This window comes from Paenibacillus sp. 05T425, assembly GCF_056396205.1.
In genome coordinates this window covers 30707-56046 of sequence record NZ_JBFTLA010000006.1, presented here as the reverse complement: position 1 = coordinate 56046, position 25340 = coordinate 30707, and the positions used below count along the sequence as shown (strand labels likewise).

General features: G+C 49.2%; 29 protein-coding genes. 28 read left to right on the top strand and 1 reads right to left on the bottom strand.

All coding sequences use genetic code 11. The features are described from left to right. Positions 1 to 21: 21 nt before the first annotated feature. The 8 genes from AC1DF0_RS14160 to AC1DF0_RS14125 all read left to right on the top strand — a co-directional run bounded on the left by AC1DF0_RS14160 (position 22) and on the right by AC1DF0_RS14125 (position 5293). Positions 22 to 528: a gamma carbonic anhydrase family protein gene (locus tag AC1DF0_RS14160; protein ID WP_442053209.1), complete on the top strand. Its 507-nt coding sequence runs from the start codon at positions 22 to 24 to the stop codon at positions 526 to 528. Between the two features lie 22 nt (positions 529 to 550). After that, on the top strand, positions 551 to 733 hold the full coding sequence (locus AC1DF0_RS14155; protein ID WP_307467129.1) for an IDEAL domain-containing protein: 183 nt from the start codon (positions 551 to 553) through the stop codon (positions 731 to 733). A gap of 175 nt (positions 734 to 908) precedes the next feature. Beyond that, positions 909 to 1331 (top strand): DUF2487 family protein, encoded by a 423-nt coding sequence (locus AC1DF0_RS14150; protein WP_442053210.1) that lies wholly within the window; start codon positions 909 to 911, stop codon positions 1329 to 1331. A 242-nt stretch (positions 1332 to 1573) separates the two neighbouring features. Further along, positions 1574 to 2107, top strand: coding sequence for a Rieske (2Fe-2S) protein (locus AC1DF0_RS14145; protein WP_337103449.1), 534 nt, complete (start codon positions 1574 to 1576; stop codon positions 2105 to 2107). A 16-nt stretch (positions 2108 to 2123) separates the two neighbouring features. Beyond that, the gene (gene qcrB, locus AC1DF0_RS14140; protein WP_307201559.1) at positions 2124 to 2795 is read left to right on the top strand and encodes a menaquinol-cytochrome c reductase cytochrome b subunit; all 672 of its coding nucleotides are present in this window, start codon (positions 2124 to 2126) and stop codon (positions 2793 to 2795) included. A gap of 19 nt (positions 2796 to 2814) precedes the next feature. Beyond that, positions 2815 to 3690 carry a c-type cytochrome gene (locus AC1DF0_RS14135; protein WP_477574429.1) on the top strand — a complete coding sequence of 292 codons (876 nt, stop codon included), beginning with the start codon at positions 2815 to 2817 and terminating at the stop codon, positions 3688 to 3690. 60 nt (positions 3691 to 3750) lie between these two features. Continuing rightward, a complete protein-coding gene (locus AC1DF0_RS14130) occupies positions 3751 to 4380 on the top strand; it encodes a DUF1405 domain-containing protein (RefSeq protein ID WP_442053213.1) in 630 nt (209 codons plus the stop codon). 43 nt (positions 4381 to 4423) lie between these two features. Further along, on the top strand, positions 4424 to 5293 hold the full coding sequence (locus AC1DF0_RS14125) for a sporulation protein YpjB (protein ID WP_477574428.1): 870 nt from the start codon (positions 4424 to 4426) through the stop codon (positions 5291 to 5293). Here the strand turns inward: AC1DF0_RS14125 and AC1DF0_RS14120 are convergent. Beyond that, complete coding sequence (locus tag AC1DF0_RS14120; RefSeq protein ID WP_477574760.1) at positions 5277 to 5516, bottom strand: DUF2179 domain-containing protein; 240 nt, start codon at positions 5514 to 5516, stop codon at positions 5277 to 5279. The genes AC1DF0_RS14125 and AC1DF0_RS14120 overlap by 17 nt on opposite strands. Positions 5517 to 5652: 136 nt before the next feature. Between AC1DF0_RS14120 and AC1DF0_RS14115 the strand changes: the two genes are divergently transcribed. From AC1DF0_RS14115 to AC1DF0_RS14020, 20 genes are all read left to right on the top strand, one after another. Further along, positions 5653 to 5988 carry a nucleotide pyrophosphohydrolase gene (locus AC1DF0_RS14115; protein WP_477574427.1) on the top strand — a complete coding sequence of 112 codons (336 nt, stop codon included), beginning with the start codon at positions 5653 to 5655 and terminating at the stop codon, positions 5986 to 5988. Positions 5989 to 6042: 54 nt separating this feature from the next. Then, positions 6043 to 6588 carry a tetratricopeptide repeat protein gene (locus AC1DF0_RS14110; RefSeq protein ID WP_477574426.1) on the top strand — a complete coding sequence of 182 codons (546 nt, stop codon included), beginning with the start codon at positions 6043 to 6045 and terminating at the stop codon, positions 6586 to 6588. A gap of 5 nt (positions 6589 to 6593) precedes the next feature. Continuing rightward, on the top strand, positions 6594 to 7400 hold the full coding sequence (dapB, locus tag AC1DF0_RS14105; RefSeq protein ID WP_442053217.1) for a 4-hydroxy-tetrahydrodipicolinate reductase: 807 nt from the start codon (positions 6594 to 6596) through the stop codon (positions 7398 to 7400). 30 nt (positions 7401 to 7430) lie between these two features. Further along, positions 7431 to 7853: a methylglyoxal synthase gene (locus AC1DF0_RS14100; protein WP_442053218.1), complete on the top strand. Its 423-nt coding sequence runs from the start codon at positions 7431 to 7433 to the stop codon at positions 7851 to 7853. After that, positions 7850 to 8566 carry a bacillithiol biosynthesis deacetylase BshB1 gene (bshB1, locus tag AC1DF0_RS14095; protein WP_442053219.1) on the top strand — a complete coding sequence of 239 codons (717 nt, stop codon included), beginning with the start codon at positions 7850 to 7852 and terminating at the stop codon, positions 8564 to 8566. Before AC1DF0_RS14100 ends, bshB1 begins: the two co-directional genes overlap by 4 nt. Positions 8567 to 8640: 74 nt before the next feature. Then, on the top strand, positions 8641 to 9804 hold the full coding sequence (gene bshA, locus AC1DF0_RS14090; protein WP_477574425.1) for an N-acetyl-alpha-D-glucosaminyl L-malate synthase BshA: 1164 nt from the start codon (positions 8641 to 8643) through the stop codon (positions 9802 to 9804). Between the two features lie 42 nt (positions 9805 to 9846). Continuing rightward, complete coding sequence (locus tag AC1DF0_RS14085) at positions 9847 to 11157, top strand: CCA tRNA nucleotidyltransferase (RefSeq protein WP_477574424.1); 1311 nt, start codon at positions 9847 to 9849, stop codon at positions 11155 to 11157. Continuing rightward, the gene (locus AC1DF0_RS14080; protein WP_477574423.1) at positions 11150 to 12124 is read left to right on the top strand and encodes a biotin--[acetyl-CoA-carboxylase] ligase; all 975 of its coding nucleotides are present in this window, start codon (positions 11150 to 11152) and stop codon (positions 12122 to 12124) included. The genes AC1DF0_RS14085 and AC1DF0_RS14080 overlap by 8 nt, the downstream gene beginning before the upstream one ends. A 292-nt stretch (positions 12125 to 12416) precedes the next feature. Continuing rightward, the gene (panB, locus tag AC1DF0_RS14075; RefSeq protein WP_477574422.1) at positions 12417 to 13346 is read left to right on the top strand and encodes a 3-methyl-2-oxobutanoate hydroxymethyltransferase; all 930 of its coding nucleotides are present in this window, start codon (positions 12417 to 12419) and stop codon (positions 13344 to 13346) included. After that, positions 13343 to 14293 carry a pantoate--beta-alanine ligase gene (gene panC, locus AC1DF0_RS14070; protein WP_442051825.1) on the top strand — a complete coding sequence of 317 codons (951 nt, stop codon included), beginning with the start codon at positions 13343 to 13345 and terminating at the stop codon, positions 14291 to 14293. The genes panB and panC overlap by 4 nt, the downstream gene beginning before the upstream one ends. Continuing rightward, positions 14220 to 14603: an aspartate 1-decarboxylase gene (gene panD, locus AC1DF0_RS14065; RefSeq protein WP_337103435.1), complete on the top strand. Its 384-nt coding sequence runs from the start codon at positions 14220 to 14222 to the stop codon at positions 14601 to 14603. The genes panC and panD overlap by 74 nt, the downstream gene beginning before the upstream one ends. Before the next feature lie 139 nt (positions 14604 to 14742). Next, positions 14743 to 15489, top strand: a complete 747-nt coding sequence (locus AC1DF0_RS14060) for a hypothetical protein (RefSeq protein ID WP_442051824.1) — start codon at positions 14743 to 14745, stop codon at positions 15487 to 15489. Between the two features lie 4 nt (positions 15490 to 15493). Next, a complete protein-coding gene (dinG, locus tag AC1DF0_RS14055) occupies positions 15494 to 18421 on the top strand; it encodes an ATP-dependent DNA helicase DinG (protein ID WP_477574759.1) in 2928 nt (975 codons plus the stop codon). Continuing rightward, positions 18418 to 19074, top strand: a complete 657-nt coding sequence (locus AC1DF0_RS14050; protein WP_442051823.1) for a redox-sensing transcriptional repressor Rex — start codon at positions 18418 to 18420, stop codon at positions 19072 to 19074. Before dinG ends, AC1DF0_RS14050 begins: the two co-directional genes overlap by 4 nt. Continuing rightward, positions 19055 to 20365 carry an amidohydrolase gene (locus AC1DF0_RS14045; protein WP_477574421.1) on the top strand — a complete coding sequence of 437 codons (1311 nt, stop codon included), beginning with the start codon at positions 19055 to 19057 and terminating at the stop codon, positions 20363 to 20365. Before AC1DF0_RS14050 ends, AC1DF0_RS14045 begins: the two co-directional genes overlap by 20 nt. After that, positions 20365 to 20937, top strand: coding sequence for a cell wall elongation regulator TseB-like domain-containing protein (locus AC1DF0_RS14040; RefSeq protein WP_477574420.1), 573 nt, complete (start codon positions 20365 to 20367; stop codon positions 20935 to 20937). The genes AC1DF0_RS14045 and AC1DF0_RS14040 overlap by 1 nt, the downstream gene beginning before the upstream one ends. A 111-nt stretch (positions 20938 to 21048) precedes the next feature. After that, positions 21049 to 21588 carry a hypothetical protein gene (locus AC1DF0_RS14035; RefSeq protein WP_442051820.1) on the top strand — a complete coding sequence of 180 codons (540 nt, stop codon included), beginning with the start codon at positions 21049 to 21051 and terminating at the stop codon, positions 21586 to 21588. A gap of 1 nt (position 21589) precedes the next feature. Next, entirely contained in the window at positions 21590 to 23074 is a 1485-nt protein-coding gene (locus AC1DF0_RS14030) for an AAA family ATPase (RefSeq protein WP_477574758.1), read from the top strand. A gap of 173 nt (positions 23075 to 23247) precedes the next feature. Continuing rightward, positions 23248 to 24120: a 3-hydroxyacyl-CoA dehydrogenase family protein gene (locus AC1DF0_RS14025; RefSeq protein WP_442051819.1), complete on the top strand. Its 873-nt coding sequence runs from the start codon at positions 23248 to 23250 to the stop codon at positions 24118 to 24120. Further along, complete coding sequence (locus AC1DF0_RS14020; protein WP_442051818.1) at positions 24120 to 25331, top strand: acetate/propionate family kinase; 1212 nt, start codon at positions 24120 to 24122, stop codon at positions 25329 to 25331. Before AC1DF0_RS14025 ends, AC1DF0_RS14020 begins: the two co-directional genes overlap by 1 nt. Positions 25332 to 25340 lie beyond the last annotated feature (9 nt).

Here is a 25340-nt window from a genome sequence, read left to right as displayed (position 1 = left end):
ATGTATGGGAGATGAAGGATAATGCTATTGCCTTACAAAGGGGTAATGCCGTCGTTGGAGGAGCAAGTCTATATTGCGGAAGGCGCTAAGCTGATCGGCGACGTAAGCTTAGGACGTCAGAGCACCGTATGGTTCAACGCTGTGTTGCGAGGCGATCTCGCTCCAATCCGCATTGGACATAGCTGCAATATCCAAGACGGCGTAATCGGACATGTGAATACGGATCAGCCGCTTATCCTGGACGATGAGGTGTCAGTCGGGCACGGGGCAATCATCCACGGCTGTACGATAGGCAAAGGCACTTTAATTGGAATGGGGGCAATCGTACTTAACGGCGCAGACATCGGTGAATATGCTTTAATAGGAGCCGGTTCGATTGTTACAGAGAACAAAAAAATACCACCCTATACTCTATCACTCGGATCACCCGCCAAAGTCGTAAGAGAACTAACAGATGACGATTTGCAGCGCATGAGAAGGACGATGGAGAGCTATGTGACGAAAGGTATAGAATATAGGATCTCTTAACGCCGGTTTGGAGGTGTATCCTATGGACAAAATGAAGGTAGCGTATGAAGCCATGCTCGGCCTGGCAGCTGAACTGGTGCTGGACGATGCTGTGCTCAAGTTTCAGACGAAGCAAATTCACGAGGCAATCGATAAGGCGCTGGCTGCTGGCGATGAGGATACGTTTTACCGTCTTGCTAAACAATTGAATGCATTAAAACGATAACGGCGCGAGCGTGGTCGAAGTTCCGTTGGAATCGTGAAAATAAGAAGCTTCCAAGTCCGCATATCGGGATATGATGCCCGAAGTTATGCGGAACGGAAGCTTTTTTTTGAAATCTAAGAAATTATCAATTAAACTCAGGTATGATGTTTACAAAACGAAGGCTGGGAGAGAGATTATGAAGTTTAGCGAGATCGAGAAGGAGCAATGGGAAGAGCTGCGCCCGTATTTGGACACCTGCTTGCTGCCTGTAACGGGTATGGACGGTTCAGAGCAGCCTTACGAGGCGACCGAATGGCTGGAGAGATTGCGAGATATAATGGATTTAATTGAAATACCGTTCAAGGGACGTGTAGTGACCTATCCGGCCTGCCATTATGTGACTTCATCCGGTTCATTCTCTGAAAGTGTGAACGCCATGTGCGCGGGTCTGAAGCGCTCAGGCTTCAAATATGTCGTCCTTGTGTCGGCCAATCCGGCGCTTGAACTGAGCTGCGAGCAAGCCGACCTATGGATACGACCGAATGAAGATGGGAATATTCCTGAACAGGCGTTGGTTTCTAACGAAATTCGGTTATTATGGCAATCCCAGACGGAATGATGCGACGATTGGCATTTTGTATAATAAAATCGGGTTTTGGGGAAAACTTATGGCAGACAAGGTCAAATGTGACAAAATGATAACAAATTAATGAACGGCATTTTGTTAGACGCGCAAATATCCAGCCATATTCTTGACGCTCCCTAGCACCTAGGCTATTATAAGTTATGTCCTAGTTCGTCATGTGTTTTGCCGTGCGGCAAGACGCGAGATATGGTTGGCAAAGGGGGTTAGAACAGAAGATGAGTAACCACGAACAACACGAGACCGCGCATCGACCGGTTCAGCGCAAAGAAATGTCCCGGCGTCAATTTTTGTCATATACGCTCGGCGGCACGACTGCATTTATGATGGGCGGCGCGGTATTGCCAATGGTCCGTTTTGCAGTGGACCCGCTCCTTGAGAAGAAGGGCGAAGGCACTTTTGTCAAAGTTGTTGAAGAAAGCAAAATTACAAATGAACCGCAAGAATTCAAATTCAAAATCCATCAAATCGATGGATGGTACGTGAGCGATCCTGAGCTCGCGGCATGGATTTCCAAGGATGACAACGGTACGGTATTTGCACTTTCGCCGGTGTGTAAGCATTTGGGCTGCACGATAGGCTGGAACACGAAAGGCAAAAACGAGTATGATTGTCCTTGTCATGACGCGCGTTATACGAAGGACGGCAAAAACCTTGCCGTAGCACCGAACCCGTTGGATGAATACGAAGTGAAGCTTGAGGACGGATTTGTTTATCTCGGTCCGGTCAAGCCGAACTCGCGGATGAGTTAAGGAGGGCGTATTTCAGATGTTTAAAAGTGTATACAACTGGATTGACGAACGTCTAGACATTACGCCGCTTTGGAGAGACGTTGCGGACCACGAGGTGCCCGAGCACGTTAACCCGGCTCATCATTTCTCCGCTTTCGTATACTGCTTTGGCGGTTTGACGTTCTTCATCACTGTAATTCAAATTTTGTCCGGCATGTTCCTTACCATGTATTATGTTCCGGACATTATTAATGCTTATGCCAGCGTTGACTATTTGCAGCACAAAGTTGCATTCGGACAAATCGTTCGAGGCATGCATCACTTCGGCGCAAGCTTAGTTATCGTAATGATGTTCCTACATACCCTGCGTGTATTCTTTACCGGTTCTTACAAAGCGCCGCGCGAAATGAACTGGGTAGTCGGGATGCTTATTTTCTTCATTATGTTGGGCCTCGGCTTCACAGGTTACCTGTTGCCTTGGGATAACAAAGCTTACTTCGCAACAAAAGTTGGTGTTCAGATCGCTGAATCCGTTCCGTATATCGGGCCGTATATCGCATCGTTCCTATACGGCGGCGACATCGTAGGCGCTCAGACGTTGACTCGCTTCTTCGCTATCCACGTGTTCTTCTTGCCTGGCGCATTGATCGCCATGTTGGCAGCTCACTTCTTGATGATACGGAAGCAAGGTATTTCTGGACCACTTTAAGCGAAGGGAGGATTCTATTATGGCGCATGGTCATAAGTCAGACGAGAAAGTTGTCTACGTAGGCGATTCTCGTGTTAAGAAAAGCAACCATCCGAACATACCGCCGGACTATACCTCTTACCCGGGCAAGTCGGAAGCCTTTATTCCGAACTTCCTGCTTAAAGAATGGATGGTCGGTTGCGTAGTCTTGGTCGGTTTTCTAGTGTGGACAATTGCTGAGCCGGCTCCGCTAGGTTATCCTGCGGATCCGACGAACGCTGCATTTATTCCGATGCCGGACTGGTACTTCCTGTTCCTGTATCAATTCCTTAAGTATCCTTACGTATCACAGGACTACATCGTTCTAGGTACGATGGGTATTCCAGGCGTTATGTTCGGCGCTTTGCTGCTCGCTCCTTTCCTCGATACAGGCAAGGAACGCCGCTTCTACCGCCGTCCGATCGCTTCATCGCTTATGGGTCTTACGTTGATTGCTTGTGTATACTTGACGGTCATATCGTGGGATCACTATCAGCACCAGCTCGAGATCAATGGACAAGTTCCAGAGCATATCGAGCGCGAGGAGAAAGCTCGCGAGGCTGCCGAGAAGGGCGAAGAAAGACCGAACTATACGAAGCCAACCGTGGAAGCTGCATTGGTTGACGCGAATGATCCAGCAATGGATATCGCGAAGCAAGCGCAATGTGTTTCGTGTCATGCAGCTGACCTGAAAGGCCAAGGATCTGTACCTAGCCTGGTAGGCGTAGGCGACAGGCATACGAAGGAAGAGCTTGTTGAGATCGTAACGAACGGTAAAAATAACGGAGCTATGCCTGAATTTGGCTCTAAGCTTTCTACTGAAGAGATAGATCAATTAACAACGTGGCTGTCTAAGCAGAAAGCTGCAACCGAATAACATAAGCAATAGAAAAACCTGATCGTATCATGCGGTCAGGTTTTTTTTGAAGGGAGAACAATGAACAAAATGGTATGGAACAGCTCGATTTTGCTTTATCGTCCTTTTCTATGGCTGCTCTTCTTGGTCAACCTGCTTGGAACGGTATACGGCTACATATGGTATGAAAGCCAGCTCATCTATACATCCGAAAACTTCGATTCGTGGTTATTGGTGTTCGTGCCGGACAGTCCGACTGCCAGCTTATTTTTTACGCTAGCGCTGCTTTACTTGCTATTTCCGCCAAGGAGTTCTTCGCGTCTAGTTACTGGGGGGCGTGCTATTATCGAAGCTCTTGCCGTCGTATGCTCCGTGAAATACGGTATTTGGGCAGTAGCGATGATCGTAGCAGGCGCTTGGCAAGGCGATCAACTCGAGTGGACGCATTATATGCTCATGGCATCGCATTTGGGGATGGCGGTCGAAGCTTTATTATACTTCCGCTATATGAAAGCCGGATTTGCCGCGCTGCTTGTCGGCACAGCTTGGCTGCTGCTGAATGATACGATTGATTATTCGTATGAGGTTTTCCCATGGCTCGCGGATGAATTGGAAGACGATATTCCTGCCGTACGTGCTTTCACATATGGATTGTCGATATTCAGCTTCTTTGCAGCAATGATCGTCTGGCGCTTTAGAAAGAAGGTATAACGCTTGTCTTCCCCTCATAGAATGAAACTATGGGGGGATGTCCATGAAGATACGGATTATGATTCCATTCGTCTTATGTATCGTCATGACGATCGGTTCAGCAGGCGCAGTATGGGGGAACACAATATTTGGCCCTAGCGGCAATTCATTGATAGCAGGTTCCGAGGCGAATATGTTAGCGAGTCTGGACGAGGCGGCCGCTTCATTGTATGAAGCAGCTTATACGAATAATCGCCAAGCCGCATTTCTAAAGCTTCAGCGGTTCAATCAACTTACCAAACAAGCTTCAGTGTCTGGTTCAGGTTCACAAGCTGGTTGGGAAGCGATTAACGAGGCTGTCGCCCAGATCGAGCAGGCTTTGGTTAGAGGTGAGCCAGGTTCAGGCTGGCTAATGGCTGCGACGCGCATTAAGCTGTCTACGGATGCTTTGGTGCGTCCAGAGCATGCCTTATGGCTGCAATATGAGAGCATTCTGCTTCATGATTGGACGAGAGTTCAGCAATCATGGAAGCGGTCGACAGACGATGGCGCACTCGCAGCAAGCGCGGCTATGGATAGCTTAAACGAGCATTTGAACCGAATCGAGCTAGCTGCATCCATTCAGTTTGGCGATACCGCAATTGATGAAGCTCTTGTTCGTGCCCATTATACAAACTTGCTATTGGACGGCATTATAGACGGCGGATCGAATGGTGAACGGGTTAACAAGTCGTTGGATGCGCTAAGGGATAAGCTTGTTCAATTGTTCGATGAAGGACGTGAGACAGCTGTTTTGCCGGTCGTTGCGCCCGCCGCCTCAACGAATCCTATTAGTTGGGCGCTGTTTCTAGGGACCATTATTTGCGCAGTACTAACTTATTCGGGTTGGCGCAAATATCAACGCTCGCCGTATGGAATCAAGCCTTTGAAATAGAGCTATTCTTACTTGAATCCTTCACGTAGCACATCATGCACTTCGTTAATGATATTAATCGCACGAGGGTCGATATTGCGTATATTTGTTTCAAACGGCGGGTTTCCTGCCTTTGGACGACGCAATAGACGACCTCTTTTTGTTGTCCGGCATACGCGCCCTTCGCAGGAAGCCGCGTAAGGCAGCTGGTGAGCGACAATGTGCCTAGCAGCGTGCAGATCATTTGCGCTCGGTCATTCAATAACCGAAAAACATTGATTTTCATGAACGACTTACGTTAACATAGAAACGTATATGGATATGGGCATTTCTACAAGCCAAATCCAAGTTGCAGCTTAGTCAGAAAGGAATTAAAGACGATGTCAGATAAATCGTTGAAGGATATACAAGGTGAAGTTGACGCTTATATTTCGCAATTCAAGGAAGGATACTTCAGTCCTCTTGCGCTTATGGCAAGAATGTCTGAGGAAGTAGGCGAGCTCGCTAGAGAAATCAATCACTACTACGGCGAGAAGCCTAAGAAGGCGGACGAGGCGGATAACTCGGTCGAAATGGAGCTCGGGGACATTTTGTTCCTGCTATCCTGCTTCGCTAATTCACTAGGCATTGATCTCACCGAGGCTCATGATAAGGTCATGCACAAGTTCGCGACGCGCGATGCTAATCGGTGGACGAAGAAAACGACCGAACTGTAAACAAGCTCCTTACATATGCTGTACCATCAACCTGTGTACAAGGAGGATGGGCGGATGGACGGAGAGGGCTGCATCAAGAAAGCTTATGAATTCATCCTTAACAGCGATTTTGAGCAAGCGATATATTGGTTTGAGCAAGCGATAGCGGTAGAGCCGGACAATGCGAGTTATTATCATAAATGCGCGATTTCTTGCTCGCGCAGCGGCAAGTGGAACAAGGCGAAGCATTATGCGGATGGCGCGTTAGCGCTTGAACCGGACAATGCAGAATTCAGATTCCACTTGCATACGATAGAATCGAAGCTGCTTCTGACTGAAGCGAAACTGCTTCTATTGAACGATCCGAATCAACCTGATAAGGCAATAGAGCTGCTTATTGAAGCAACGAGGCTGGATCCGCTCTGCTTCGAAGCCTTCTATACATTAGGTGTCGTATATGGTTCACTCGGTAGATTGGATGAAGCAGTTACTTCCGCGCGCGAGGCGTTACGGCTTGAACCCGAACATTCGTCTGCTCGGACTTTGTTCGCTGATGTAATCCGYAAACGGCGGTCGGAACGGCTAAAGAACGGCGGAACGAAACGAAAAAGGAATAGGTGATTGCGATGACGACTGAGAAAATAAAAGTGGCTGTAGTAGGCGCAAGCGGAAGAATGGGTCGGGAAGTTGTGAAAATGGTGCTGGAGGATGAGGCGCTGCAGCTCGTCGCAGCCGTCGCTCCTTCGGCCGGCCCTGTCGATGCAGGGATCTTCGCGGGCGTTCGCGAAACAGGCGTAACCGTAAGCGCAACGCTAGAAGAAGCACTGGCAAATGCCGGGGCAGATGTTCTTGTTGACTTCACGGTGCCGCATGCGGCATACAGCAATGCTAAGAAATCCATTCTTCACGGAGTTCGTCCGATTATGGGAACAACGGGGTTTACGCCGGAGCAGATCGTGGAGCTGGACGAGCTTTGCAAGGAGAAAGGCATTGGCGGCTTGATCGCGCCTAACTTCTCCATCGGTGCTATACTGATGATGAAGTTCGCCGCACAAGCTTCCAAATATATGCCGCATGTCGAAATTATCGAATATCACGGCGACCAGAAGCTGGATGCACCTTCTGGTACTTCGATCAAGACAGCGGAGCTGATCTCTCAGGTGAGACAAGAGCTTCGCCAAGGCAACCCGAAGGAAGAGGAAACGGTTGAAGGGGCTCGCGGCGGCTATTACAACGGATTCCGCATACATAGTGTCAGACTGCCGGGCGTATTCGCTCAGCAGGAGGTTATCTTCGGCGGTCATGGACAAACGCTCAAGATTCGCCACGATTCTTATGACCGCGCCGGTTATATGCCGGGTGTTAATCTCGCGGTGAAGAAGGTTATGAATTACAGCGGGATGGTCTACGGCTTCGAACATATTATGGATTAATGAGCTTGCGCAGCGGGAGAGGGGAAAGGCATGTTAAAGATCGCATTTATCGCACATGATCGCAAGAAGGAAGAAATGGTTAATTTCGTTATCGCTTATGAGCATGTATTTGTTCCTCATCAATTGTATTCGACCGGCACGACCGGCACTCGCATTATGGAGCAGACGAAGCTTAACATACATCGCTTCAGATCGGGTCCGCTTGGCGGCGACCAGCAGATTGGCGCTCTCGTTGCGGATAATGAAATGGATTTGATTATTTTCTTACGCGACCCGTTAATGGCGCAGCCGCATGAGCCGGACATTATTGCTTTGCTTCGTCTATGCGATGTTCAAGGCATTCCGGTAGCGACGAATATCGCAACAGCCGAGCTGCTTGTGAAGGCGCTGGAACGCGGCGACTTTGCTTGGAGAGAGCTTGTACATAAATACAAGCCGGAGGAAACAAAATGAACGTGAGGACTGCGCAATCGGAGTCATTGGACATACTCGTATTCGGCGCTCATGCCGATGATGCGGAGATTGGGATGGGCGGCACAATCGCGAAGCATGTGCGTGCCGGTCATCGTGTAGGCGTATGTGATTTGACTTTTGCGGAAATGTCCTCAAACGGCACCGTAGAGCTGAGGCAGCAAGAAGCTGCCGCTGCTTCTGCGGTGCTTGGTCTATCCGCAAGAACGAATCTTGGCATGCCTGATCGAGGACTGGAAGGCACGAAGGAGCAGATCGAGCGTATTGTTGCGGAAATTCGTTATTTCCGTCCTCGAATCGTGTTCGCGCCGTATTGGGTAGATCGCCATCCGGATCATGTGAATTGCAGCAGGCTTATCGAGGAAGCGGTATTCAACGCCAAACTTCGTCGATATATGCCGGAGCTTCCTCACGTTCAAGTCGAACAATTCATTTATTATTATATAAACGATGTCGAGCAGGTATCGCTTGTTGTGGATGTAAGCGAGCATTATGACGTGAAGCGTCAATCGATGCTTGCCTATCGCTCGCAATTCAGTCAAGCCTCTGCGGGCGAGGACCGTGTGTCGACCCCGCTGACGAATAGTTATGTTGAACGGGTTGAAGCGAGAGATGCTTTGCTTGGACAAGCCCGCGGCTGGGCCTATGCCGAAGGGTTCGCGATTAAGCGCCCGCATGCTGTAACGTTATTTTAGGATTTTAGACAAATCGTACAGCTCTTGTCGAATACATTAAACAGATAGACGCTTGCACAGGAGGTGCGACAATAGTGGCGAAGAAACTGAAGATCGGCATTACCTGCTACCCTACGCTTGGCGGATCAGGTGTTGTTGCCACAGAGCTCGGCAAACTGCTTGCCGAACGCGGCCATGAGATTCATTTTATTACACATAGCATTCCGTTCCGATTGGGACATTTTCACAAAAATATTTTTTTCCATGAAGTCGAAGTTAACGATTATTATGTATTCCGTTTCCCGCCCTATGATTTATCGCTTGCCAGCAAGATGGCTCAAGTGGCGAAGATGCAGCAGCTAGACCTGCTTCATGTCCATTACGCGGTTCCGCATGCGGTATGCGCTTATTTGGCGAAGCAAATGATTGGCGATGGCTTGAAGACAGTGACGACGCTGCATGGTACGGATATTACGGTACTGGCGCAAGACGAATCGCTTAAGGACTTGATCCGTCTAGCCATTCATCAAAGCGATGCGGTAACCGCCGTATCGAATGATTTGATTAACGAAACGAGAAACCTGCTCGATATTATGACGCCGATTGACTTGACGTATAACTTCGTCGACAAACGGATTTATTATCCGCGCGATTCGGCTTCACTGCGTGCCGATTATGTCAAGCCGCACGAGAAAGTGCTCATGCATATTTCCAACTTCCGTCCCGTGAAGCGGGTCGGAGATGTTATCGATATATTCGCCAAGGTGGCGGAGAAGATGCCTGCGAAGCTGATGCTTGTAGGCGAAGGGCCGGAATTGACCAAGATCCAATGCAAAATCAAAAACATGGGACTTGAAGATCGCGTTGTCTTTCTAGGCAAGCAGGAAGACGTTGCGCAAGTTATTTCACTTGCCGATGTACTGCTGCTGCCATCCGAGAAGGAGAGCTTCGGACTTGTTGCGCTTGAAGCGATGGCATGCGGCGTGCCGACGATCGGCTCTAACGCAGGCGGTATCCCAGAGCTTGTTACGCATGGGGAGACGGGCTTCTTGAGCCCAATTGGCGATGTGGAGAGCATGGCAGAAAACGCGATTCGACTGCTGCAAGACGAGAGGCTGCATGAGCAATTCAGAAAAGCATGTATATTCCGTGCGACGCATGAGTTCTGCAACGATGTGATTACTGCTCAATATGAACAAATTTATTACCGCGTACTCGGAATTGAAGCAGAAATGCCAATGATCGTCTGCGGAGAATAAAGTGCCTGCAAATTGACACATGTATCGGAGGCTGKATAACGTATGAAGCTTACATTGCCCACGCTGCTCGAAGCCGCTGTGCCAATTGTCGCTAAGCTTGAGGAAAACGGTTATGAAGCGGTGTTTGTAGGCGGCGCTGTAAGAGATACGGTAATCGGACTTCCGGTCAAGGACGTCGATATTGCAACCTCTGCGCGGCCTGAACAGGTTATGGCTTTGTTTCCAAAATGTATACCGACGGGTCTCCAGCATGGAACGATTACGATCGTTCATGAGGGTGAGACCTATGAAGTGACGACCTATCGCCAGGAGTCCGCTTACGAGGATTATCGCAAGCCTTCTGGCGTTGCGTACATAATGAGTCTGGAAGGCGATCTGTTGCGCCGCGACTTCACGATCAATGCGATGGCGCTTAAGAAAGACGGGAGCGTATACGATCCATACAGTGGCTCTGACGACATCGAGCTGCGTTACATTCGCTGTGTCGGGGATGCCGATGCGCGCTTTCAGGAAGATGCGCTGCGAATGATGAGAGCTGTCAGGTTCATAGCCGTCTATGGCTATCAGCCGACCGTCTCCACATGGAGGGCGCTTAAGAAGCATAGGGAACTTATGCAGCATATTGCAATGGAACGCGTTCAAGCCGAGCTCGACAAGATGCTTGCCGGCAGTGATCCGCGCAGAGCGCTCTCATGGCTGCATGCGAGCGGCTTGCTGTTTAAGTTGAAAGATAAGCTGCCTCTGCTTCAAAGTTTGAGTCGGAATTGTACCTTATCCACTAGACAAAGCAGTAAAGTATATGGGCGGATCAGCCTGCTTGATGATTTGGATTGCAGGTGGGCTGCCGTGTTGATCGAGAGTGCAATTTCTTCGGAAGCTGCTGATGAATCATTACGACTGCTGAAGCTATCGAATAATCGAAGAATGAGAATTACAGGATTGATCCGGTTGCATGAGAACGCCCTTGGTGTGAGGAGTGAAGGAGCTGTCAACGCTCCTTCCCTTAAGCGGTGGTGGGTAGAGACTGTCATTCGCGAAGGCAGACAAATGTCGGAGGATTGGCTTCTCGTCGAAGCGGCCCTTCATCGTCATGAAGTCGGATCAGGTTCTGATGCAATCGATTTGGCGATGTTGAAGGATCAATTAAATGCGTTTCCAATCGTAACGTTAAAGCAGCTGGATGTGAATGGACGTATGCTCGCTCAGCGGCTTATGAAGCCGGCAGGACCTTGGGTGAGCCGATGTCTGCATCGTCTGCTTGTACATGTGGCTAGCTGCGAGCTCGCGAATGAACGAGAGACGCTGTTCGAGCAAGCCGAACTTTGGGATAAAGAGGACAATAACAATGAGTAACGATAAGCTGTTGCAAATGTTTTTGCGTGAGCCGGGTCAATATGTATCCGGAGAGAAGATGAGCCAGGAGCTGCAAGTGAGCCGTACGGCGATATGGAAGCAGATTCAGAAGCTGGAGACCGAGGGCTATGGCTTCGAGGCATCCCGACGTTTAGGCTACCGATTGTTGAGCATTCCGGACAAGCTCGATTCCGATCTGCTCTCAAGCCGTATGACGTCAAGCCGCTTCGGTAGACACATTCTTATGCACGACACCGTTCAATCGACGCAGATTGTCGCTAGGGATGCGGCAGAGAAAGGCGCTCCGGAAGGGACGCTTATCATTGCAGAACAACAGACGAGCGGTCGGGGTCGCATGGGAAGAGGCTGGGTGTCGCCGAAAGGCAAAGGCATATGGATGAGCATGGTCCTTCGTCCCTCCGTGCCGATTCACTTTGCTCCGCAGTTGACTTTGCTTACTGCTGTAGCGTTGTGCAGAAGCCTGATACGGCTAACGGGGCTATCGATAGGCATCAAATGGCCAAATGACCTGTTAATCGAAGGAAAGAAAATAAGCGGCATTTTATTGGAATCTGCTGCAGAAGACGAACGGCTTCGTTATGTAATTGCCGGTGTGGGCATTAGTGTCAATCTGGAGCCATCCGATTATGTTGACGGACTTCTCGAGAAGGCAACTTCGCTGCGCATCGCTTCCGGACATACGTTGTCGCGTAGCGATATTATCGTTCAGTTCATGCAAGAATGGGAGCAATTGTACGATCTATACCAAGAGCAAGGGTTCGCCCCAATTATTACGTTATGGGAGGCACTCTCGATTTCGCTTGGCAAACCAGCGAGTTTGGTGACACCGCAAGGCACGATAACAGGCATTCCAGTAGGACTAGATACATCCGGCGCGATTAACATTCAATTGGAGGACGGCAGTATCATTCCCATTTTTTCGGCTGAAATGGGCGAACCGACATAAGCTGCGCGCATCCGTTTACGAATAGACAGAAGTCTGTTAAAATAGCGGTATCAGGCGGTATTCCTTGGAAGCTGCACTGACAATCGTTCGACAATTTAAGTTTTATGCAAATGGTTGGAAAAGCACACTCTGCTCTGAGCCGCTAGGACCGAGACAGAAGGAAGCACCATAAGAAATCGTTTCCTTTTCAGTTTGGGGACCTTTTTAGCAGCGGCTAAAAGGTTTTTTTGTGTTTAAAATATAAGAATAGACTTGTTCTGTTCTTATACCATTCGAAGGGGATGAGAAGCTGATGAGGAAACGACTGACGATCACATCGATGAAAAAAATGAAGCAGGAACGCAATGCGATTTCCGTGCTCACCGCTTACGACTATCCTTCGGCGAAATTAGCCGAGGAAGCAGGTATTGACGTTATATTGGTCGGCGATTCGCTCGGAAATGTCGTACTTGGCTACGAGACGACAATACCGGTAACGATCGACGACATCATTTATCATACAAGGGCGGTAGCTCGCGGAGCGGGGCAAACGTTCATCGTTGCCGACATGCCGTTCATGACATACTGCGCGTCACGCGAGACGACTCTTCGCAACGCGGCGCGGATCATGCAGGAGGGCGGAGCGCACGCGCTTAAGCTCGAGGGCGGAACAGAAATTGCGGCAGACGTCGAAGCATTGGTGAAAGCCGGCATTCCGGTGATGGGTCATATCGGACTTACACCGCAATCCGTGCATCAGCTTGGCGGCTACAAGGTGCAAGGGAAGCTCGACAAGGAAGCTGAACGTCTTATGAATGATGCTAAAGCCTTGGAGCAAGCCGGCGCGTTCAGCATCGTGATGGAGCTGGTAACGGAACCTCTCGCAGCGGCAATAAGCGAAGTGCTCACCATTCCTACGATTGGGATCGGGGCAGGACGCGGCTGTGACGGACAAGTGCTTGTCTACCATGATCTGCTGCAATACGCATCGCCTTATACACCCAAAAAATTCGTTAAAACGTATGCTGACATCGGCACCACGATTAGAGATGCCATTCAGTCCTATGTTCAAGATGTTAAAGGGGCTGCCTTCCCAGCGGAAGAGCATGCTTTCCTGGGGCATACGTCGGCTGTTCAACCTCTATACGGAGGCAACGGTTCTGGTGCAACAACAGAAGGGGAGCTAGATGCTGTAGCGACAGAGAAGTCAGAGAAGTCGGCTGCGGAGGTGAGATTGTCATGATCATTAGCCGAACGAAAGCAGACCTTAAGCAGCAATTAGCCACCTTCCGAAAAGAAGGTGCAAGCATCGGTTTTGTGCCGACAATGGGTTATTTGCATGAAGGACATGCAAGCCTGATGCGGCAATCGAAGGAAAATAACGATATTACGGTATTAAGTATATTCGTAAATCCGCTTCAATTCGGTCCGAATGAAGATTTGGACCGATATCCGAAGGATGAAGCAAGAGATCTAGCATTGGCAGAATCGGTTGGCGTAGATGTTGTATTTATGCCATCAGTTGCCGAGATGTATCCGGAGAAACCGCTGACTCGTTTGATCGTCGAGCAGGTTACTGATCGCCTATGCGGGGCATCGCGTCCCGGACATTTTGACGGAGTAGGTCTAGTTGTCAGCAAGCTGTTCCATCTTGTTCAGCCGGATCGCGCTTACTTCGGCATGAAGGATGCCCAGCAAGTAGCCGTGATTGAACAAATCGTGAATGACCTTGATATACCGGTAGAAATTGTGCCTTGTCCGATTGTGCGTGAGCCAGACGGACTTGCATTAAGCTCGCGCAACGTTTATTTAAGCGCGGAGCAGCGCAGCCAAGCGGTTGTGCTGTCGCAAGCTCTCGCACTAGCTAGCGAATGGTACCTGGAGCCTGACATGAACGCTGAACGTCTATTGGCTAAAGTGAAGCTTCATATTAGCCAATCGAGCGAAGCCGTCATTGATTACGTGGAGCTGCTTCATTATCCAAGACTTGACACACTGTCGCAAACGGAATCGTTGTCTGAAGTCATGCAGCCCTTGCTGCTTGCGATGGCGGTTAAATTCGGAACGACAAGATTAATTGATAATTGTTTATTGGAAAGAACGGAGGTACAGGACTATGTTCAGAACAATGATGAAATCAAAGCTTCACCGGGCCACGGTTACGGAAGCGAACCTCAATTATGTAGGTAGCATCACCATTGATGAGGATTTGATGGATGCAGCAGATATATGGGAAAATGAGAAAGTGCAGATCGTAAATAACAATAACGGGGCACGCTTCGAAACGTACGTCATTGTCGGTGAGCGCGGATCAGGCGTCATTTGCTTGAATGGAGCAGCTGCAAGGCAAGTACAGCCCGGAGATCAAGTCATAATAATTTCTTATGCATCCATGAGCAATGAAGAAGCGAAAGCGCACAAGCCGATCGTAACGATATTAGATGCCGATAACAAGCCGCTCCGTTCGCTGACGGAAGAGCTTCATTCAACGATTTTGTAACATTTGCAGTGAAGCGTTCGTTTGTTCTTTAGTTAATTCCTTGCTTATGTAACGGCTGGGATGCTGAATGAAAAGCGTCGTAAAAACAAAAAATGAGCATAACACACTCCTTAATTCTTTGGCGAAGGCGGGATGCGGTATGTTCCAGCATATGTTTACTGAAATGAATGAGCTGCTTGATCGGATGATCCAGCAATATCCTGATGCATGCGAGCAGCAAAAAAGACAGTTCGAGCAGCAAATGAACGAGCTTAAGAAGGTGAGCGATTCGTTCATCGAACAATGGCTTGAATTTGAAGAGAAGCTGTCTGATTTCAAGGACAGCTACGGCGAGCTTTTAAGCAAGTCCGCCCCCGCAACGTCAGGGGCAGGCGGCAGCGAAGCTGTGAAAGCTCTTGAGCAGGAACCAGCTGCATCTTCCGTTTATACAGCTTCTGCTTCGTCTGTTTGCAACAAAGCGGATCTAGAAATTCCTGAAGATGCTGCACCTATTATTTCCAAGGGACAAGGTTATTATAAGTTATTGATGTTCCCTGAAGCCGCGGCGCAGTTTCAAGTCGCTGTAGGGCAATCGCCGGAATGCAACCTTGCTCGTCTGTTTCTGGCCATGACCCATATGCATATGCAGAATTGGAACGAAGCCCAGCGGCATTTTCAATTATTGATTGCATTAACGGACTTCCCTAAATGGCTTGCTTTAGGCTATAATGCGCTAGGATGCATTCAAGCGGTTCATATGAACCTTGCCCATGCGGAGAAGCTGTTCATGAAGGCTCATCAAGTTTATCCCAGCTTTACCGACCCGCTGAACAACTTGAAGTCATGTCAGCAAACGCCTTTGCAATTATCGTTATATTTTGGAAGCACGGAGCTGTGCTGTTTGTGAGAGGATCGGGGAACGAATGAAATTTGCAGTACTGGATTTAGAGACGACCGGGCATAGCCAGTCCGACGATATTTTGCAAATCGGACTGGTCCTTGTTTCGGAAGAGCTTGAAGTATTACAAACGTTCAGCACTTTCGTACGGCCTACTGTACCGATACCGGCTTTTATTACTCAACTAACCGGCATAGACGATGCTGTAGTTGAAGATGCGCCGGAATTGCAAGAGGTGCTCGTACAGCTCATACCCTTGCTTGATGATGCAGTGCTCATCGCGCATAATGTTGGTTTCGATGCAGGCTTTCTGAATCAAGCCCTTGATCGTTGCGGTTACCATGGGTTCGCCGGACGCAGGCTCGATACAATTGAATTGCTTCGCATATTATATCCTTCTATTACGACTTATCAGCTTGGTGCCGTAACGGAAATGTTCGGCATCGAGCATGAAAGCCACCATCGCGCGGATAGCGATGCTCTCGCTACTGCGAACTTATTTATCGAAATTGTTCAGAAGCTTCGCCAATTGCCGCTGCTTACGTTGCAGCGGCTATCTGCGCTCATTAACGATGGAAGCGATTTAAGCTGGTTTATAGCAGAGACGCTGCAGCGTATGGAAGTTCGAAATGTGTTCGAGCCTGCAGAATACGATTACTTTAATCAATTTGCGCTTAAGGTTAGAGAATGGACAGAAGAACAGCCGCCGCGAGCCGAGAGCGACAACTTCTCGCTCGGCGAATTGTCTTTCGAACAATATTTGGCGGATGTGAAGGCGCGTTTCGAAGCTCGCTTCGAAAATTACGAGGAGCGCGAAGCGCAAACGGAAATGTTCCATGAAGTGTACAATGCCTTAAACAGCGACCAGCACTTGCTTATTGAAGCGGGAACAGGAACAGGCAAGTCGTTAGGGTATCTGATACCGGCCTTGTATTACGGCATTCGCAACAATAAAAAGATTGTTGTTAGCACACATACGATTAACTTGCAAGAGCAGCTTCGGCAACGGGATATCCCGCTGCTCGAGGACGTGCTGCCATTTCCTTTCAAGGCTTCGATCTTTAAGGGGAGAGGCAATTACTTATGTTTGCGCAAATTCGAAGGCAAAGTGAATACGAAAGATCTTGTATCGCCAATAGATGATGTCATTACAGCCGCACAAATGGTCGTTTGGCTTGGTGAAACGGAGACCGGAGATCAAGAGGAGCTGAATTTCGGCAACAAAGGCGCTGATTTCTGGTCAACCGTAGCCAGCGATGCCGATTCCTGCCTCAACCGGGCATGTCCGTGGTTCAAACGTTGTTATTATCACCGTGCCAAGCAGGAATCGAACATCGCAGATGTATGTGTAACTAATCATTCGATGTTATTCACCGATATCCAGGCGGACCATCGTTTGCTTCCAACCTACAGCCAACTTATTATAGATGAAGCGCATCATGTGGAAGAGGTCGCGGGCAAGCATCTTGGCATGCAGGTCAGCTATTTCTCGTTCAATCAGGCCGTACAGCGTCTCTATAAGGACGCCAGGTCTGGCTTGCTTCCAGCGCTTAGAATTAAGCTGCAATACGAGGATGATGCGCATCAATCAGCTTGGCTTGAGACAATCGATACGGTCATCCCTATATTTAACGATATTAAAGAACATTGGGATAAACTATTCGAAATGTTCTATAGCTTTACCTCGATATCGAATGAGMTTGCTTCAGGCGAAGCCGGGCAAGCGGTGTGCCGATTGAAGATCGGCGAGCTGCCAGCCGGGTGGGACGACGCCGTTACGACTGAAGGTAATGTGCATACGGAGCTGAATCGGATTATTCGAACGTTGGACAAGATGGTTAATGATATTAAGGATCGTGTGGATGATTCAACGATTCAAGCCGCCATTACGGATCTTAACGGTGCTTTAAGGGATTTGACCCGCGTAAAAGATGAATTGCATATTTTCATCAAGCTGGAGCATGCAGCGTCAGTATTCTGGATTGAGGCGAGCAGCGCCTATCGTTATCGTTCGGTTCATTTGTATGCAGCACCGGTAGATGTGAGCGAGCAGCTTCAGAAATATTTCTTCGATGTCAAAGACAGCATTGTCATGACTTCGGCTACCTTATCGGTACAGAAGTCGTTCCAATACGCGGCCGAACAGCTAGGACTTACAGGGTACGAGGAGCAAGGCCGGCTTAAGACCGTACAATTGCCGTCGCCGTTCAATTATCGGGAGCAGGCGCTCGTCGTCATCCCACGCAACTTCCCGGTATTGAAAGGTTCCTATGTGGATCAAGCCTACTTAGATATGTTGACGGAATCATTGGCGGCATCGGCGAAGGAAACGAAGGGAAGAATGCTTGTATTATTCACATCGTATAAGATGCTGAAGCAAGTGTATGAGCCGCTTAAGGAGCGTTTGTCTGAGTCCGGCATACAAGTGCTGGGCCAAGGCATCGACAGCGGCAACCGGACGAAGCTGACGAGACGTTTCCGGCAGCAGCCCGAATCGGTTCTGCTTGGGACGAGCAGCTTCTGGGAAGGGGTAGATATTCCCGGGGAAGCGCTCATCTGTCTAGCCATTGTACGCTTGCCGTTCCAGCCGCCTAACCATCCGCTTGCGGAGGCTAAGTCAGAGCTGCTGCTCAGGCAGAAGCAAAATCCGTTCATGAAGCTGTCCATACCGCAAGCCGTCATCCGATTCAAGCAAGGATTCGGAAGGCTCGTGCGAACATCGCAAGACAAAGGCATTGTCATCATCTACGATACGCGGATCATCGATGCGTATTACGGCAAGCATTTCCTGTATTCCTTACCAGGCCCGAAGATCGAGACGATGCATACGGAGCAAATGGTGCTGCGCATGCGAGAGTGGCTAAGCAGCAGCGTAAGTGCAACAGATAAGAAGGATTCGAATGAGCAAAAAACAGCGATATCAGAGGAGGAGAAAGGTTGAAGCAGACGAAAATATCAGAAGCTGTCGTTAGACGGCTGCCTATCTATCTTCAAGTGTTGAACGAGCTGCACACTCGTGAAGTTCAAACCGTTTCATCTCAGGAATTGGGCGTTAAGCTCGACCTTAATCCTGCTCAGATTCGCAAGGATCTCGCTTATTTCGGAGAGTTCGGCCGCAAAGGGATCGGCTATGACGTTCTGTATCTCATCGAGAAAATCAGACAAATACTGAAGGTCGATCAACCGATTAACGTGGCGCTCGCCGGCGCCGGTAATCTAGGACATGCTTTATGCAATTACAATAAGTATTCCAAAGACAATATGAAAATCACAGCCGTGTTCGACGCTCATCCGAGCAAGATCGGCATGAGCATTAACAACCTGCAGGTACTGCCGATGGAAGAACTGCCGCGAATTATCGTCCAGCAAAGTATTCGAATCGGTATTATTACCGTGCCTGCCCACGAAGCGCAGAACGTCGCGAATCAATTCGTGGAAGCCGGAATCGAAGGCATATTGAACTTCGCGCCCGCCATTCTGCGCGTTCCCGAGCACATTCGGATTCACAACGCCGATTTCACGCGTGATTTGCTTAGCTTGGCCTATTATTTAGCAGGAGAAGGAGAATCAGCTAATGAGTCAACTATGGATTGAGAACGGCTTATTCGTCACGATGGATGAGAGCCGCATGACGTTTAAAGGGCATATGGTCGTAACGAATGACCGTATTACATACTTGGGGGAAGCTGCGCCTGTTGCGCCTGTAGACGTTGCGGCCGATGCGCAGAAGATCGACGGCAGCAAGCTGGCTTTTATGCCGGGATTGATTAATACGCACGGACATGCGGCAATGACGCTGTTGCGCGGATATTCGGACGATCAAAATTTGCAAGTATGGCTGCAAGAGAAGATGTGGCCGATGGAAGCGAAGTATGTCGATCAAGATACGAAGGCGGGCAGCGCACTCGCTATCGTCGAGATGCTTAAGACAGGTACGACGGCGTTCGTCGATATGTATGATCGGATGGACCAGGTCGCTATGATGGTTGAGCAATCGGGTATTCGGGGCTGCTTGACGCGCGGCGTTATCGGCTTGTGCGAGAAGGAAGTGCAAGACGCGAAGCTGGCAGAAGCGATAGCCTTTGCTCGTGATTGGAATGGTAAAGCCGACGGTAGAATTACGACGATGATATCGCCTCATGCGCCCTATACATGTCCGCCTGATTATATAGAGCGATTCGTTCAAGCGGCGCATGACTATAACCTGCCTCTTCATACTCATATGTCCGAGACAATTGCTGAGGTAGAGCAAAACGTTCGCGATTATGGACTTCGTCCTGTTGAGCATTTGGACAAGCACGGCTTTTTCTCCCGGCCATCGCTTGTAGCCCATGCCGTTCATCTTAACGATGCCGAGATTGAGCTGCTAGCCGCTCGCGGCGTTGCGGTATCTCATAACCCGGTCAGCAACTTGAAGCTGGCGAGCGGCGTTGCCCGCGTGACTGATCTTCTTAAGGCTGGCGTTACCGTATCGCTTGGGACGGATAGCGTAGCGAGCAACAATAACCTGGACTTGTTCCAAGAAATTCAGCTTGCCGCTCTTCTGCACAAGGGAGTATCTGGCGATCCGACGGCTATCCCTGCGGTTGAAGCGCTTCGTATGGGAACGGTATACGGCGCCCGCTCGATTTGGCAGCAAGATCAGATTGGCGTCTTGCGTGTAGGCATGAAAGCCGACTTTATTGCGATTAATTTGGATCAGCCTCAGTTCTACCCGCTGACAGATATCGTATCGCATTTGGTTTATTCCGGCTCGGGGCGCGATGTGCAGCATGTGTGGGTAGATGGACGTCAAGTTGTTCAAAATGGTGAATGTACATTGTTGGATGAGGAACAAATCCGCTTCGAAGCGCAAGCGAGCTTCGAGCGTTTGCTGCAAGCCTAATGCGCGCGGATACGAAGAAACGTCCGCCGATTATGACTACGCAGCGATGGATCTTTGTCATCGTCGCCGTTCTGCTCATCATTATCACGACGACAGCGATTTATTATAAGGATATCAAGTCTCCTCGATGGTCAGATGAGAGGGCGGCGAAAGCCGACGCGATAGAAGCAGCTGAATTGACGGAAGTCGATCAAATAAGCAAGCATATTTGGGATCAAGTAAGTTGGTTTGTTTCCGGTAAAAATGCGGATGGCGAACAGATCTACGTATGGCTACCGCGACCTGTAGACGAAGAAACTGACGAAGAAACATCGACGCAAGAACCGGAACCGATTGTCGTGAAAGCATCCGAAGCAGAGGCGAAGAAGGCCATTCGGGCCAAGTTCGACCTCGCGAAGCCTGAAGCTGTTGTAAAGCGAATGCAGCCTGGGCTGCTTGGCGACAAACCGGTATGGGAAATCTTTTATACGCTTAAGGCAGACGAGACCCATTACTACTACGATTTTTATTCATTTACGAGCGGCGCTTTTTTGAACGAATATAAGCTACCAGCGAAGACGGAGCCTCAATAGGCTCCGTTTCCTGTTTTTACACCGACCGATCTGCTGATAGATATGATATAATTTCGTATAGCGTGATTGATATACGGTTTATCTATCAATTAAATCGGAGGCGATAAAGAGATGAAAAAAATAAGCGTCGTACCGGTCATTGTTACAGCCGCTATATCCGTTGCTGTATTGTTCGGCGGATATACGATATATAATCAAGTCGCTGTTGCCGCGCCTCTTGAGGATGCGATTGCAGACGTGCCGGGAATTGTGAGTTCGGCAAAGCCGAAGATGAGCAAGGATCAAGTAACGATTGATGTCACGTTATCGCAAGATGCGAATCTGCGCGAGATCTATCAATCGATTAATCATAATGGTAAAAGCGCCATAGGCAGCCGTGAACTAAAGCTGGATGTTCTTAACGAATCGAACAAGGTGCTGGATGATTATTGGTATCAAGCGCTGTTCGAAGTAGCGGAAGCGATGGAAAATAAAGCTTACTCGAATATTCCTAAGGCGCTTGAAGAAGCAGGACACGATAACCCTGCAATTCATGCTGAAACCGAGATGGACGACAATAACATTTACATTACGTTGCAAACGGATGATGCGGTTAAGTTTATCGTATTGCCAAGAACGCCTGCACAGATGGGAGTGTGGGAAAATGCGTAATATACGCCAATACGGGATGGAAATTGCAATCGGCGTTGTACCGGTACTCATTGCTTTCTTTATTTATATTGGCTTGAATGTCGTTCCGATCGTAATGCTTGGTGTATTAGGATTTGCGCTTGTATATCTGGCAAGAGGCAAAGGACGGATGACGGCTGCATCAAGCCGGAAGCGCAGCGCCGGCACTAAATCGGCACCGCTTATGTTCGAGCAGATTGGCGGTCAAGATCGCGCGAAGCAGGAGCTTATTGAATCCCTTGATTTTCTAGTCAAGCAGGAACAGATCGCGAAGCTCGGCATACGTCCGATGAAAGGCATTTTATTGGCAGGTCCGCCGGGGACAGGTAAGACGTTGCTCGCAAGAGCGGCTGCCCACTACACGGATTCGATTTATTTGGCTGCTTCCGGTAGTGAATTCGTAGAAATGTATGTCGGTGTCGGTGCTAGCCGTATTCGCGATTTGTTCTCCGAGGCACGGACGAAAGCAAAGAAAGCAGGCAAAAAAAGCGCAGTTATTTTTATTGATGAAATCGAGGTTATCGGCGGCAAGAGAGACGGCGGCCAGCATCGTGAGTATGATCAGACGCTCAATCAGCTGCTGACTGAGATGGATGGTATCCATCCGAACGAATCGCCGCGCATCTTGTTAATTGCGGCAACGAACCGCAAGGAGATGCTTGACTCGGCCTTGCTTCGCCCAGGGCGTTTCGACCGTCATATCGGCGTTGAGCTTCCCGACAAGAAGGGCAGACTGCATATTCTAAATATCCACGCAAATAATAAACCTATGGATGATTCCGTAGATTTGGATAAGGTCGCAGCCGAGTCGTTCGGCTTCTCCGGGGCGCAGCTCGAAAGTGTGATGAACGAAGCAGCTATCTATGCGATGCGTGAATCAAGCGCAACGATCATCGAGCGTCATCTATCCATGGCGATTGATAAAGTCATGATGGGCGAGAAGACCGACCGCGAGGCGACAAAGGAAGAGCGAGAGCGCGTGGCGCTTCATGAGCTTGGACATGCGATTATGGCAGAGCTTACTCGCCCCGGCAGCGTATCGCAGGTCGCACTGTCGCCGCGCGGACAAGCACTTGGTTATGTGCGGCACAATCCGCAGCAGGATCGGTACTTGTATACAACGCAGTTCTTGAACAGTCAAATTATGATTGCGCTTGGCGGCGCGGCTGCCGAGGAAATGTTCTATGGCGAGCGCAGCACCGGCTCGCGAGGCGACTTCGAGCAGGCGATGAATATCGTGAAAACGTTAGTGGAATCGGGTCTGACCGAGGAAGGGATCGTAGATTCCTCGATGATGACACCCGAGGCTTGGGCAAGAATAAATCGTACGATATTGGATGAGCTGATGGTGGAAACAAAAACGATGCTTGAACAGAGACGCGGCGTGTTCACCAGCTCGCTTCAGACGCTGCTGAAAGAGGAAATGCTTAGCGGCGATGAATTCCGTAAATTGTTAGTTGCAGCTTGACGAAATATGTTGCATGATAGCAGAACAAATCTTACAATTTGAAGGCGGGCACCATGTCCGCCTTCTATTTTTGTTGAAATTCGTTATAATAAGAATGAACTACATATGCGTTCAAAACGTGCATTCCGGTTATAAGGGAGCATCGTATACCGGATTCAAAGGAGCAATGGGCAGTGTTGATTAAAACAGTTGGTGTCGTCGGCCTGGGAACGATGGGGCAAGGCATTACAGAGATGCTTGCAGCCAATGGCTTGGACGTTATCGTAGTAGAGCGTACTCAAGAACGTTTGACATATGGGATGGAAATGATCGTCCTAAGTCTCGATAAGCAGATCGAGAAATGGGCGCTCACGCAGGCGGAGCGGAAGCTCATTATGAATCGCGTGCAGACAACGTCAGATTATGACAAGCTCTCGGAATGTGAACTTGTAATCGAGACGATAACGGAAGATTTGGAAAGCAAAAAAACGATATTCGAGCAGTTGGACCAAATATGCGGCCCGGACGTGATTCTTGCAAGCAATACGTCTACGCTAAGCTTAACGGAACTTGCCAGCGTGACGAAATATTCGGATCGCGTGATCGGCATGCACTTCATTTATCCGGTATCGAAGATCGATATCGTTGAGCTTGTGCGCGGTTTGAAGACATCCGAGCATACATTCTCCAGAGCGAAACATTTTGTCGATGAGATCATTCACAAAAAAGGCATCATGGTATTCGAGTCGCCGGGCTTTGTTACGACTCGCTTGATCTGCCTGTTCATTAATGAAGCGCTGCATGTGCTGGAAGAAGGCGTCGCTTCCGCCGAAGACATCGATAACGCGATGCGTATCGGCTATTCGTTCCAGCATGGGCCATTCGAGATGGCTGACCGGTTCGGTCTCGATTCGGTGCTAGCTGCGCTAGACCGGATGTTCAGAGAATATGGCGAGCTGAAGTATCGCCCTTCGATCGTGCTCAAGAAGATGGTGCGAGCAGGTCATCTCGGCGCCAAGTCGGGCGTCGGTTTTTTCAAATACGATAAGGATGGAGACCGAATCTAATGAAAGTTCTTGTCATTAATGCGGGAAGCTCGTCGTTAAAATATCAGTTGTACGATATGAGGGATGAGTCTGTGCTTGCGAGCGGCAGAGTGGAGCGAATCGGTATGGATTCCTCGATTGTGACGCATGAGCCGGCGGGCAAGCCCGAGGTTCGCGACGTAAGTGAAATTCTAGAGCATGTAACCGCGGTTAAGCGGGTCATCGACATGCTGACAAATAAAGAGTATGGCGTGATCGGCAGTATGAACGAGATTGATGCGGTTGGGCATCGTGTTGTACACGGGGGTGAAGTGTTCAAGAGCTCGGTTCTCGTTACCCAGGATGTTAAGCTTGAGATTCGCAGGTTATTCGACTTGGCGCCGCTTCATAATCCGGCTCATATGATGGGGATTACGGCTGTTGAGTCGAATCTGCCGCATGTGCCGCAGGCCGTCGTATTCGATACGGCGTTCCATCAGACGATGCCTAATACTTCGTACTTATATCCTATTCCTAAAGTGTTGTATCGCAGACATAAGATTCGTCGTTACGGCTTTCACGGCACCTCCCATTCGTATGTAAGCGGACAAGCAGCCGCATACTTGGGCAAGCCGCTTGCGTCTTTGAAAATGGTATCCTGCCATATCGGTAACGGTGCTAGTTGTGCCGCTATATTGGATGGTCAATCGTTCGATACGAGCATGGGGATGACGCCGCTTGAAGGATTAATGATGGGCACGCGCAGCGGCGATATCGATCCGGCAATCGTTCCATTCGTCATGAACAAAGAAGAGCTTACGCTGAATGAAGTGAACTCGATGCTTAATAAGCATAGCGGCATGATTGCCATATCAGGAATCAGCAGCGACATGCGCGAGATTACTGAGGCGATGGAGGACGGCGACAAAAACGCCAAGCTGGCATTCGATATGTATGTGTATCGGTTGAAGAAATATATTGGCGCTTACGCAGCGGCAATGAACGGTATAGACACGCTTGTTTTCACGGCAGGCGTGGGCGAGAACTCTTCGGCAGTAAGAAAGGCCGTGTGCGAGGGCATTACGTTCCTTGGCATCGAGATCGATGACGAGCGCAACACGGTTCGCAGCAAGGAAGTACGTGAAATATCGAAGGACAGCTCGCGTGTGAAAGTTTTGGTTGTTCCGACAAATGAAGAGCTGCTTATCGCGAGAGATACGTATGAGCTGGTTAAGGCGGCACATTCGTCATAAGGAGAAGGG